The sequence below is a fragment of the Psychroserpens ponticola genome (assembly GCF_023556315.2).
GTDB classification, from domain to species: domain Bacteria; phylum Bacteroidota; class Bacteroidia; order Flavobacteriales; family Flavobacteriaceae; genus Psychroserpens; species Psychroserpens ponticola.
This window is the reverse complement of record NZ_CP116221.1, coordinates 3535486-3547942: the sequence shown is the minus strand read 5'-3', so window position 1 is coordinate 3547942 and position 12457 is coordinate 3535486. Positions and strand designations below refer to the sequence as shown.

Here is a 12457-nt window from a genome sequence, read left to right as displayed (position 1 = left end):
TTGTCTAAAATTTGAGTTTGCAAATATATACAAGTTTTTAATATTGAAGTATATCTATTAAAAACTCTTATTAGTTCGTGAAATTGCTTGTTCGTTTTTCCAGTCTATCCATTTTTGCCCTTTGATTTGTCTCATTACGTTATCAAAGTGACGCATGATTAGCACATTGTAAAATGCTTTAATTAAATTTTTTGGATGTCTTGCAATTGCACGTAAACTCATCGAAAATCCTGGAGTTAGATACTTCATATAATGCCAATAGCCTTCAGGCATATATAAAACTTCACCATGACTTAACTCACATTGCCACCCTTTTGCATGTTTTAAAGCTGGCCATTCATTAAAATTTGGATTTGAAAAATCGATATCTTCTCTTGTAATTAATGAGTGAGGAATTTTATATAAAAAGTCATTTTGTTTTTGATCAAACAAAATACATTGTTTTTTACCTTCAAAATGAAAATGAAAGATATTAGCAAAATCAATGTCATAGTGCATAAATGTATGAGAATCTCTACCACCGAAAAATAACATTGGTAAACTTTTCATTAGTTTTAATCCAAAATCTGGATAGGTGAAATCATGTTGTAATTGCGGAATTTCTTTTATGATATTCCAAAGAAAGATGCGATATTTTGTAGGTTCTTTTTTGAGTAAATTTACATATTCACTCATCTTCATTTTTGTATGTGGATCATTAAAACCATCTTTATAATCTACAGGTCTATCGTCGTATAAAGGGACTACTTTATCACCAGCAATATCCTTCATGTAATCTAAACTCCATTTTTTATAAGCAGGCCAATTTTCAATAGAATGTTCGATAACCACAGGTTTTTGTGGTTTAAAGTAGTTTTTAATAAATTCCTCTTTGGTGATGTTTTTTACACGAGGAATGTCTTGAAGATTCAGTGTTGACATCAGAAAATGATAAAGTTCAAAGTTAAGAAAACGTTACAAAATGTAATAAATTGTTTGATAAAAATTTAATATTTCATAACGAAAGTTGATCCGTTTAAAACGATTTAGTTGTCTTTTTTAATTTTGTATTTGCTAGAATTTGAAACAATTATTAAGTATGGCAGTCCAATTGAAATAGCGCCAAATAAGGCATACATTTCAATTTTTGGATTTACAAACCATTTGGAAATGAAGTAACCCAATATCATAATAAAAGACATACCAAACATTACATTTCTAAACACACTTGCAATACCTTCTATATTATAGTTTAATTTTTCTTTTTGTGACATTGTGTTATATCCTGCAATCAAAAAATACATCTTAGCATATTTAATAGCGATGCCTAATGCAATAAAAATAATGGAAACTACAATTAACATTTTTACCTAACAGCTTTCGCTTTTTGTTTTGCCTCAATATTGCGTTCAATGGTGTGCTCTGGCCTTGACCATTTTGGTTTTTCACCTAATGTCTGATATTGTGAGTCTTTAGCTTCAACCGATTCTGGTTGCATTTTTTTTATGAATGGCTTTTGTGGATTTAATCCTAGAAGCTTAAACATTTCCATATCTTGATTTACATCAGGATTAGGTGTTGTTAATAATTTGTCACCTGCAAAAATAGAATTTGCTCCAGCAAAGAAGCACATGGCTTGACCTTCTCTTGTCATTTCAGTTCTACCAGCACTAAGACGCACTTGAGTTTCTGGCATCACAATTCGTGTTGTGGCAACCATTCGAACCATATCCCAAATTGAAACAGGTGTTTGGTCTTCTAATGGAGTGCCTTCAACTGCAACCAATGCATTAATAGGAACGGATTCTGGTTGTGGATTAAGTGTTGATAAAGCCACTAACATTCCTGCTCTGTCTTCTTCATGTTCTCCCATACCAATAATTCCACCAGAGCATACAGTGACATTTGTTTTACGAACGTTATCTATGGTTTGTAAACGATCTTCATATCCACGAGTAGATATGACTTCTTTATAATATTCTTCAGATGAATCTAAGTTGTGATTATAGGCATATAATCCAGCTTCGGCTAAACGTTGTGCTTGGTTTTCGGTAATCATACCTAATGTGCAACACACTTCCATATCTAATTTATTAATGGTGCGAACCATTTCAAGAACTTGGTCAAATTCTTCACCATCTTTTACATTTCTCCAAGCGGCTCCCATACACACACGAGAACTTCCAGAAGATTTTGCTCTTAAGGCTTGAGCTTTAACATGTTGAACAGTCATCAAATCATTGCCTTCTATATCTGTATGATATCTTGCAGCTTGCGGACAATAGCCACAGTCTTCAGGACAACCACCAGTTTTAATTGATAATAATGTAGATACTTGAACAGTATTGGGATCATGATGTTTACGATGTATTGTAGCAGCATCGTAAAGCAGTTCCATTAAAGGTGTATTGTATATGTCTAGAATTTCTTCTTTAGTCCAATTGTGTCTTGTTTTGCTCATAGTTCAAAAATAAAACTTAAAATATATAAATGATAAAAACTGTGTTGTAATTATGAATTGTTTTTTAACAATCGTAATTTAGATTCTCGTTATAAAAAAATCCGCATTAAGCGGATTTCCATTTTTTAATTGTCTTCTTTTTTCTTCGGCAGTATTTTAGCGTCTTCTGGCTCAACTTTATCTTTACCTTTTAAGTACTCAGGTAAATCCATACCAGCCATATTAAACATTTCTTGAAGAGGAGGAACCGATTTGTACATTCCTGAGAGGAAATTAGCTGTCGATGATTTTCCATCTTCGCCATTACTACCATTATCCCAAACAGTTACTTTATCTATCTTGATGTTTTTGATAGCTTCAGCTTGTATTTTTACCAGCTCAGGTAATTTGTCAGCAATTAATAAAAGTACTGCATCTCTACTTGAATCTCCTGCAGCTTTTACAATCTGTTCCATACCAGCGGCTTGTTTAGTTAAGATTTCAAATTGACCTTGCGCTTCAGCTTGTGCTTTAAATAGGATGGCATCAGCTTCACCTTTTGCTTTTCTTCTAATGCGTTCAGCTTCCGCTTCTGCATCAATTTCTACTTTACGTTTGTCAATTTCTGCAGGAACAATAACATCTGCCATTTGAGATGAACGCTCTCGTTCTGCTCTTGCTGTTTCTGCTTCTTGTTCAGCTGCATAAGATTCTTGTAAGGCTTTTGCGCCTTGTACTTTTTCTGAAGCGATAGCCACACGTTCTGCTTCTGCTTCACGTTGACGACGTAATGAATCAGAATTTGCTACTGAAATTTTAGCTGAATTTTCACCTTCTACAGCTTGCGCATTGGCTGCAGCAACCTGAGTTCTTTCATCTTGTACAGCATTAGCTTCACCAATTGATCCATCTCTAGTTTTTTCGGCAACAGATTTACGTGCTGCATTAATAGCGTGTGCAGCCGCTTCTTTTCCTAAAGCTTCGATATATCCAGACTCATCAACGATATCTGTGATGTTTACGTTGATTAATTTTAAACCAACTTTCTTTAATTCAGATTCTACACTTTGAGAAATATTAGTTAAGAATTTATCACGATCGTTATTAATTTCTTCAATATCCATTGAGGCGACTACTAAACGTAATTGTCCGAAAATAATTTCTTGTGCTAATTCTTGAATTTCATTTTGACCTAAGCCTAATAAGCGTTCTGCAGCATTTTGCATCACACCAGGTTCTGTAGAGATACCAATGGTAAATCGCGATGGTACATTAACACGAATGTTTTGTTTAGACAGTGCGTTTACCAAATTGACTTCAATAGAAATTGGTGTTAAGTCTAAGAATTCGTAATCCTGAAATACAGGAACAATAAAGGCAGCTCCACCATGAATACATTTGGCGGATTGTCCACCACCTACTTTTCCGTAGACCACTAAAATGCGGTCTGAAGGACAGCGTTTATAACGTTTTATAAGAATGATTAGAAAGACAAAGACGAAAAGTATTGCCGCAATTGCTGCAATAGGAAAGCCTAAATCAAAATTATTTTGTGTTACTAGGTAGTTCATATGTTTCTGTTTTAATTGGTTCTATAGGTTTTTTTGTTTGTTCTATTATTAATATACCATTACTAGTGACATCTATAACTTGAATTATGGTTCCAGATTTTAGTTCTGTTAAAGAATCTGAAAGTGCTTCAAGTTCTCTTAAAGTGCCTTGAACTCTGACGCTTACTTTTCCCATTTTAGAGCGATTTGCTCCAACGGTAAGGTAGACTTCTCCAATCGCATCAATTGCATTTTTATAGTTTAATGTTCCGCTATCAGTTAATTTTTGCATCCCATAAAACATGGCAGCCATGATAGTCATCATTAAGAGCCCGCAACCTAAAGCAATAATAACACTTAAAGGTTTCGAAAATTCGGCATTAATACATGCGATACCTATCCAACCAAAAATGGTAAAGAAGCCAACTAAGTTTTTGAAAGTAATGAATTGAAATCCGATTCCAGCATCAGCATCCATTTCAGAGTCAATACCATCAAAATCGTCTCCACCATCCATTCCAAGAAATGTAGTTATAATTACAAAAACGAAAATTAATGAACTAGTAAGTGCAATAATCCAAAAGAATTGAGAGAATCCGTCTAAAGCTGAAAACCATTCCATAATAGGTTCGTATTAAAAATTAATATTTAAATATAAGACCTTTAAATCTGTCTTACAATAGATGTCAAATGTTATTTTGAAAGTAAAATAGATACTGCATTTCCACCAAAACCAACTGCATTTACTAGAATATTTTTGATGCGTTTAGGTGTTTTAACTTTTAGGTAAGGTATTGAAATGAATTCTTGTTTTTGCAACATTAAAATTGCCATTTCAATATTTAAAAGTCCGGAAGCACCAAGGCTGTGACCTATCTTCCATTTATTAGTAGTTAATGATGGCGTTTTGTTACAAAAAACCGTATTTATCGCATTTATTTCAGCTTGATCCCCTTTTATGGTTCCTGGTGTATGTGTGACAATAACATCTATGTCATCAGGATTTAATTGATCTAAAGCCATAGCCATAGAACGTTGAAAACAAACTGCATTTGTTGATAAGGACGCATTGTGTTCAAGGATTTCAGTAGCATAGCCCAATCCTATAATTTTTGCCAATGCATTTGATTGTTCTCCAGATTCTAAACATGCCATTGCAGCACCTTCTCCAAGAATCATTGTGTTTTCGGTTTTGTTGTTGTTTAGAGCTTGATTTGGGTAATAGTTTGGTCGAACGGAGTCGAGATGTTTTGAGACCTCTCGACTGCTTTCGAGGTGACAATTTGATTTCGCATAAATTTTCAATGCTTGCATTTGTGCAATAGTGAATGGTGTTAAAGGAGCTTCACTTCCACCAACTAAAAATTTAGTACACATTCCAGAGTTAATCCATGCTATTCCATTTAACATGGCATGTAATGCTGTTGAACAAGTAATAGAATGTGAGATTTCTGGCCCTTTGGTTTGTAAATCATGCGCAACCCATGATGAAATATTGCCTAGAGTAGTGGTTGGAGATGCTAAAGTTTCGGATAAATGATTTTGAAGAAATGCTTTATGGTAATGTTCAAAAAGTGTTGTTGCTCCTCTTGATGATCCTATATTAATTCCGAAGTTATCTGAAGCATCCCAATTTGCATTATTAATGGCTTGTCTTGATGCGTAAATTGCATATAGAACTGAATCGTCTAATGTTTTGTATTTTGGATTAGATCCTTTTAAATTATTAATTTCGGTTTTTAATTCTGAAGATATTTTGGCAACCCAATGCCCTTTATTTATTGTAAAACAATGCTGATTGTTTTTATAATTGTTCCAGATATCTTCAGATGTTTTTCCTAAAGGAGAAATAGATGAAATTGCTGTTATTGAAATGGGTTGTTGCAAAAGCAGTAGATGTTTTATGCAAAAATAGGATATTGAAAAGTTTTTGAACATAAAATTAAAACAGATTAAGTAACAATTTGCAAAAAGTAGATACTTATCATTTAAATCATTAGTATTATGGAAGAAGTGCGTCAAAAAAGTTGGTTTGGAAGAAACTGGCTTTGGGTTTTACCAGTTGGAGGTTGTTTAACAGTAATTGTATTATTTGTATTAGGAATAGGAGCTGTATTTTATGGAGTAACTAATGTTGTTAAAAATTCGACACCTTATGAATATTCATTTGACTTGGCTCAAAATGATATTAGAGTTCAAAATGCTTTGGGAGCACCAATTATAACCAATGGCATGTTTCAAGGAGAAATTTCTTTGAAAAACAATAGAGGAGAAGCGGATATAAAAATTCCTATTAAAGGTGAAAACGGACAAGCAACTATTATTGTTTTAGCAACAAAAGAAAATGATGAATGGATCTATGAAAAACTTTACGTATTAATAAAAGCATCTCAAGAAGAAATTAATTTGATAGGCAAAAATTTAGAAGGCATTTAATGTCTTTTATAATGAGTCTAATGCACCTTCTATAACTTGATACACTTTTTGTAATTGTTTTTTTGATATAACATAAGGTGCTTGAATATAAATTGTGTTTCCTAAGGGCCTTAAGAAGACGCCATTATTCATGAAAAATTGAAAAAGTTTATCACGCAAATTACCATAGCGTTCCATTTCGATATTTAAATCTAAAGCGAAAATAATTCCAGTTTGGCGAATTGAAGCTACCTTAGAATGGTTTTTTATATGTTTTCCAAATGTTTCATGAGAAGTTATAATTCGTTGTATGTTAATTTGAATGTCATCAGATTTAAGTAATTCAATACCAGCTAATGCAGCAGTACATGATAATGGATTTCCTGAATAGGTGTGACCATGAAATAAACCTTTACTCATATCGTCACTATAAAAAGCATCAAATATCTCTTGTGAACAGCTTGTGATTGCCATTGGTAATAATCCACCTGTTAATGCTTTACTCAAACAGATAATATCTGGTTTAATGTCTAAATAATCGGATGCAAAAAAGTGTCCAGTTTTACCAAAACCTGTCATAACTTCATCAGCGACAGTTATAATATTGTTTGTTTTACAGAAACGTAAAATACTATTTAACCCTTCGGGATTATGCATTTTCATTGCAGCAGCACCTTGTACTAAAGGTTCATAAACAAATCCAGCAATTTTATACTTGGAGGTTAATTCTTTTAGCAGATATAAAATAGCCTCATGATTTTCTCCATTTGGAGTTGGAATACGTTTCACATCTAAAAAGAAATCTTCAAATGGACCATTGTAAATTGACAATCCAGAGACACTCATGGCTCCAAACGTATCACCATGAAATCCATCTTCGAAAGCTAATAGAACGTTGCGTTTTTCTCCTTGATTGAAATGAAATTGCAACGCCATTTTGATTCCTATTTCAACAGATGTTGAGCCATTGTCACTAAAAAAAAGTTTGTTTTGATTGCTTGGAAGAATTTCGATTAATGCTTCAGATAGTTTTATAGCTGGTTCATGTGTAAACCCGCTAAACACAACTTGATCTAAAACCTGCATTTGAGTAGCAACTTTTTGTGTTATATATGAATTGCAATGACCATACATACAAGTGTACCAAGATGCAATGGCATCAATATATTCATTGCCATCTTCATCAAATAAAATACAACCTTGGGCTTTTGTAATTCCAATAGTTTCAGGATGCAATTTATGTTGCGTTAATGGATGCCAAATGTGGTTTTTATCTCTTTGTTTTAAGTTCATATTTTTGTTCGCTCTGTCATATTGAGTGCCGTTTAAATACTTAGATTATCGATTGTACTTGAAATGACAGTAGTAATAAATTCATTTTAAGTTTTCTTTAAAAAGTTCACTGTATTCTTTAATAACATTTTTATCAAAATAAGGCTCTTCATCAATGCGACCAATTACTTTTATGTTTGTCATTTTTTTTATGATATCTTCTGTGGATTTATGTTCATTTCCACTAAAGATAACTGATACATCAAATCCCTTTTCTGTTAATAAATTTAAAGTTAAAAGCGAGTGGTTGATACTTCCTAAATAATGTCTTGAGACGACAATCACTTTATAATTGGGTTTGATAAGATCTAAAACTGTGTTTTTAGTATTTATAGGAACTAGCAATCCGCCAGCACCTTCAATCACTAAATCATTCTTGGTTTTTGGTGGTTTAATTTGTTTAAGTTGAATAGAAATTCCATCAATATTAGCAGCTGCATGTGGACTCATTGACGTTTGTAATGCTACATTGTTTTTATGAAATTTGGAGCTTGAATTAGAGACTAAATCCTGAACTTTTTTTGTGTCGCAATACTCCAATTCACCAGCTTGAATTGGTTTCCAATAATCAGCTTCTAGAGCTTCAGTAATAATTGCAGAAGCAACAGTTTTTCCTACATCAGTTCCTATTCCTGTTATGAAATATGTATTCATTAAAAAATGGTTTTGCAATTGTTACAAATGTGTTTCGTTTTTTCAAAAAATGGAAATAGCATCAGAAATAAATTCTTGCGTTCTAAAGGCGCAATTAAAATGCGATTTGATGTACAAGATGGACAATGAATTGAATTCCCATTTTCATCAACTTCATAAGGTCTAATCTCATTAAAGATTAGCAATGCTTTTTCAAAATCATTGTCAGATACTAAAAGTTTTACACCTCCAATGGCCTGACTTATTAAAGGGTCGGAATCTACTGTTTTTTCATCCAATAACATCACAGTAATACCTTCTGATTCGAGTTTAGATTTTGTGACTTGAGCTTCTGTTGAATACGGAAACGTTGAAAGCACTGTGTAATTATCTATCATAAAGATGAATTGGTTTTACACAAAAATAGCAAGTAACTGTAAGACTTTTGTGATTTCTTCTGAAGAATTGTAACTGTGTAAACAAAATCGTAAGCGTTCTTTTCCTTTTGAAACCGTAGGAGATAGGATAGCTTTTATATCAAAACCATGTTTTTGAATCTCTTGAGCAATACGTTTAACATTTTCATTTCCTGAAATGACACAACTATGAATTGCAGAATCGCTTTTGATGAAAAACTCTTGTAGATTAAGTCGTTGTAACTCTGATTTAAAGAAACTAATATTATCTTTTAGTACACTTATTTGTGAAACTTCTTTAGCGTTCTGAATATTAAGTTCGTCATATGAAGCTTTTACAGTTGCTAAACTATGAGGAGGAAGCGCAGTGGTATAAATAAATGGTCTTGAAAAATTGATAAGATATTCTTTAAGATCTTGATTGCATAAAATAGCTGCACCATGAGCACCTAAGGCTTTTCCGAAAGTGATGGTTCTTGCAAAAACAGCATCTTCAAGTTTAAGTTGACTTATTAAACCGTTTCCATTTTTTCCAAAGACACCAATGGCATGAGCTTCATCGATGATGAGGTTTGCATTGTGTTTTTTACTTATTTGGGAAAGTGTGACTAAATCAGGTGAGTCTCCATCCATTGAGAATACAGATTCTGTAATAATGTAAATATCTTGATGAGATTCTGAGACCTCTCGACTGCGCTCGAGGTGACATTCTAAATCTTGTAAATCGTTATGCTTAAACTTAAACGATTTTGCTTTACTCATTGTTATGCCATCACGAATTGAAGCATGACAATATTCATCGTATAAAACAATGTCATTACGTTGCGGTACACATGAAAAAAATCCTAAGTTGGCATCATAGCCTGAATTAAAAATTAATGCAGTTTCCGAATTATGAAAAGTACTTATGTGTTCTTCTACAAATGGATATAATTTATGATTTCCTGAGAGTAAACGAGAACCTGTTGCTCCATTTTGTTCACTGTTTTGAGTTTTTAGCAACTCATTAGTAGTATTGAAAATAGTTGCAGATTTAGAAAATCCCAAATAGTCGTTTGAAGAAAAATCGATCAAATGATTTGATTTTCCTAATTGCCTAAAAGCATTTTCTTGCAGTCGTATTTCTAATTTGTTTTTGAGTTTTTTAGGAAGCATTTGTTCTCAATTAATCTGTATATAAAACCTCTCCTTTCTCTCTAAGGACATCCTTATCTACCCATCTATAATCTCCTTTTTTGGTTGCATCTAAAAGATCAATTAATAATGCATTGGCAATGTGTGAAGCGACATCAAAAGCATCTTTTAAATTAGTTGTAGAATATGCTGTGAATTTTTTATTTCTATCATAAAAAATATTTAGCAGTATTACATCTTTTGAGTTTGTTGTCTCAGCAGATAAAGCTCTGACAGTGATGTCTTCTGTAGTTGCAAAAACTGTGATATATTCTACTTTAGGTAAAGGTTCCCATTTACCAGTTTTAATGCCTAAAAAGGAATAGGTTTTCCTATATGTTTTTGATTCCAAATTAATTTCTGAGCCATCTGTTTTTATTAAAAAAAAAGACATAATCATAAAAACGATTCCATTTAATATGCTAATAAATAAAATTGCGTAAATACTTAAGAGTATAAAACCAATACCAAGTATTATTTTCCAAATAGGTACTTTTCTAGTATAACTGATTATTGCATCCATATCGACAAATATAAATAATGAATTATTGATATTCAATGCTAGTCTTTAACAATATATAATAAATACAAAAACGCCAAACTATTTGTTTGGCGTTTTTAATATTTGTAAATAAAGTAGACTTAATCTGCGAGTACAATAACTTTATTGTCTTTCATTTCAATAGTACCAGAATTAATTGGTAACCAAAACCCTTTATCGGTTTTGTTGAATTTAGCTTCAACCTCTTCTTCTAAAGTAATGTTTCCATTAATCTTCACATTACCTTCTTTTAAAAGTGATACAACAGGTGCGTGATTGTTAAGCATTTCAAACTCACCCATCACACCAGGAACAGCAACACTAGTTACTTCTCCGCTAAATAATGTAGCTTCTGGTGATACAATTTCTAAATACATAATTTAGGTTGTTTTAAGATTAAGCTTCAGCAAGCATTTTGTCTCCAGCTTCGATAGCTTCTTCAATAGTACCTTTAAGGTTAAATGCCGCTTCTGGTAAGTGATCTAATTCACCTTCCATAATCATGTTAAATCCTTTAATCGTTTCTTTAATATCAACTAATACTCCAGGAATACCAGTAAATTGCTCAGCTACGTGGAACGGTTGAGATAAGAAACGTTGCACACGTCTAGCTCTACCTACAGCCATTTTATCTTCTTCAGATAATTCTTCCATACCTAAGATGGCAATAATATCCTGTAATTCTTTATAACGTTGTAATAACTCTTTAACACGTTGCGCACAATCGTAATGCTCATTTCCTAAAATATCAGCAGTTAGAATTCTTGATGTAGAATCTAAAGGATCCACAGCAGGATAAATACCTAACTCTGCAATTTTACGAGATAATACTGTAGTTGCATCTAAGTGAGCAAACGTTGTTGCAGGAGCAGGATCGGTTAAATCATCTGCAGGTACGTAAACCGCTTGTACAGATGTAATAGAGCCTCTTTTTGTAGATGTAATACGTTCTTGCATTGCACCCATTTCTGTTGCTAATGTTGGTTGGTAACCTACTGCAGAAGGCATACGACCTAATAATGCAGATACTTCAGATCCAGCTTGTGTAAAACGGAAGATATTATCAACGAAGAAAAGTACATCTTTTCCTTGTCCTTCACCAGCTCCATCACGGAAATATTCTGCTATAGTTAATCCTGAAAGTGCTACACGAGCACGAGCTCCAGGAGGCTCATTCATTTGTCCAAATACGAAAGTTGCTTTAGATTCTTTCATTATTGATTTATCAACTTTAGATAAATCCCATCCACCTTCTTCCATAGAATGCATAAAGTCATCACCATATTTGATAATACCTGATTCTAACATTTCACGAAGTAAATCATTTCCTTCACGAGTACGTTCACCTACACCAGCAAATACTGAAAGACCACCATGACCTTTAGCAATGTTATTAATTAATTCTTGAATTAATACTGTTTTACCAACACCAGCACCACCAAATAAACCAATTTTACCACCTTTTGCATAAGGTTCAATTAAATCGATGACTTTAATACCAGTAAATAAAACTTCTGTAGATGTTGATAAATCTTCAAATTTAGGTGCTTGTCTGTGAATTGGTAAACCTGCATCACCCGATTTAGGTAAATCTCCAATACCATCAATAGCATCTCCAATTACGTTGAAAAGACGTCCGTAAACATCATCTCCAATTGGCATTTGAATAGGAGCACCAGTAGCTGTAACTTCTGTTCCTCTACTTAAACCATCAGATGAATCCATTGCAATAGTACGAACACTATCTTCACCAATGTGAGATTGTACTTCTAATACTAAAAGCGAACCATCAGGTCTTTTAATTTCTAACGAATCATAAATTTTTGGAAGTTCAGCACCAGCTCCGAATTCAACATCGATAACTGGACCTACTATTTGTGCAACTTTACCTGTAACTTTTGACATTACTTATGTATTTAATGTTTAGATATTTCAATACTTAAAAATAGACTTCTTATAATATAACAAATCACTACTT

At 32.9% G+C, this 12457-nt stretch carries 14 protein-coding genes; 1 reads left to right on the top strand and 13 read right to left on the bottom strand.

Features of this window, described 5'->3' with window-relative positions; translation table 11 throughout:
• Window positions 1–57 precede the first annotated feature (57 nt).
• The 6 genes from MUN68_RS15675 to MUN68_RS15650 all read right to left on the bottom strand — a co-directional run bounded on the left by MUN68_RS15675 (window position 58) and on the right by MUN68_RS15650 (window position 5856).
• Window positions 58–921, bottom strand: a complete 864-nt coding sequence (locus tag MUN68_RS15675) for a cupin-like domain-containing protein (protein WP_249993184.1) — start codon at window positions 919–921, stop codon at window positions 58–60.
• 104 nt (window positions 922–1025) lie between these two features.
• Window positions 1026–1343: a DUF3784 domain-containing protein gene (locus tag MUN68_RS15670; RefSeq protein WP_249993186.1), complete on the bottom strand. Its 318-nt coding sequence runs from the start codon at window positions 1341–1343 to the stop codon at window positions 1026–1028.
• A gap of 2 nt (window positions 1344–1345) precedes the next feature.
• Entirely contained in the window at window positions 1346–2440 is a 1095-nt protein-coding gene (gene bioB / locus MUN68_RS15665; RefSeq protein WP_249993188.1) for a biotin synthase BioB, read from the bottom strand.
• Window positions 2441–2565: 125 nt separating this feature from the next.
• Window positions 2566–3990 carry a flotillin family protein gene (locus tag MUN68_RS15660; RefSeq protein WP_249993189.1) on the bottom strand — a complete coding sequence of 475 codons (1425 nt, stop codon included), beginning with the start codon at window positions 3988–3990 and terminating at the stop codon, window positions 2566–2568.
• A complete protein-coding gene (locus tag MUN68_RS15655) occupies window positions 3965–4591 on the bottom strand; it encodes a hypothetical protein (RefSeq protein WP_317134781.1) in 627 nt (208 codons plus the stop codon). The genes MUN68_RS15660 and MUN68_RS15655 overlap by 26 nt, the downstream gene beginning before the upstream one ends.
• A gap of 71 nt (window positions 4592–4662) precedes the next feature.
• Window positions 4663–5856 carry a beta-ketoacyl synthase N-terminal-like domain-containing protein gene (locus tag MUN68_RS15650; RefSeq protein WP_249993190.1) on the bottom strand — a complete coding sequence of 398 codons (1194 nt, stop codon included), beginning with the start codon at window positions 5854–5856 and terminating at the stop codon, window positions 4663–4665.
• Window positions 5857–5973: 117 nt separating this feature from the next.
• On the opposite strand from MUN68_RS15650, the gene MUN68_RS15645 reads away from it, so the two are divergent.
• Window positions 5974–6405, top strand: a complete 432-nt coding sequence (locus MUN68_RS15645; protein WP_249993191.1) for a cytochrome c oxidase assembly factor Coa1 family protein — start codon at window positions 5974–5976, stop codon at window positions 6403–6405.
• 6 nt (window positions 6406–6411) lie between these two features.
• Here the strand turns inward: MUN68_RS15645 and bioA are convergent, their stop codons facing one another.
• From bioA to atpD, 7 genes are all read right to left on the bottom strand, one after another.
• Window positions 6412–7677 carry an adenosylmethionine--8-amino-7-oxononanoate transaminase gene (gene bioA, locus MUN68_RS15640; RefSeq protein ID WP_249993192.1) on the bottom strand — a complete coding sequence of 422 codons (1266 nt, stop codon included), beginning with the start codon at window positions 7675–7677 and terminating at the stop codon, window positions 6412–6414.
• 81 nt (window positions 7678–7758) lie between these two features.
• A complete protein-coding gene (bioD, locus tag MUN68_RS15635) occupies window positions 7759–8370 on the bottom strand; it encodes a dethiobiotin synthase (RefSeq protein ID WP_249993193.1) in 612 nt (203 codons plus the stop codon).
• A complete protein-coding gene (locus MUN68_RS15630; RefSeq protein ID WP_249993194.1) occupies window positions 8370–8747 on the bottom strand; it encodes a DUF2007 domain-containing protein in 378 nt (125 codons plus the stop codon). The genes bioD and MUN68_RS15630 overlap by 1 nt, the downstream gene beginning before the upstream one ends.
• Before the next feature lie 15 nt (window positions 8748–8762).
• Window positions 8763–9920: an aminotransferase class I/II-fold pyridoxal phosphate-dependent enzyme gene (locus MUN68_RS15625; RefSeq protein WP_249993195.1), complete on the bottom strand. Its 1158-nt coding sequence runs from the start codon at window positions 9918–9920 to the stop codon at window positions 8763–8765.
• Between the two features lie 10 nt (window positions 9921–9930).
• Window positions 9931–10461 carry a hypothetical protein gene (locus tag MUN68_RS15620; protein WP_249993197.1) on the bottom strand — a complete coding sequence of 177 codons (531 nt, stop codon included), beginning with the start codon at window positions 10459–10461 and terminating at the stop codon, window positions 9931–9933.
• Window positions 10462–10580: 119 nt separating this feature from the next.
• Window positions 10581–10856 carry a F0F1 ATP synthase subunit epsilon gene (locus MUN68_RS15615; protein WP_249993199.1) on the bottom strand — a complete coding sequence of 92 codons (276 nt, stop codon included), beginning with the start codon at window positions 10854–10856 and terminating at the stop codon, window positions 10581–10583.
• A gap of 19 nt (window positions 10857–10875) precedes the next feature.
• Window positions 10876–12384, bottom strand: a complete 1509-nt coding sequence (gene atpD, locus MUN68_RS15610; RefSeq protein WP_249993201.1) for a F0F1 ATP synthase subunit beta — start codon at window positions 12382–12384, stop codon at window positions 10876–10878.
• Window positions 12385–12457 lie beyond the last annotated feature (73 nt).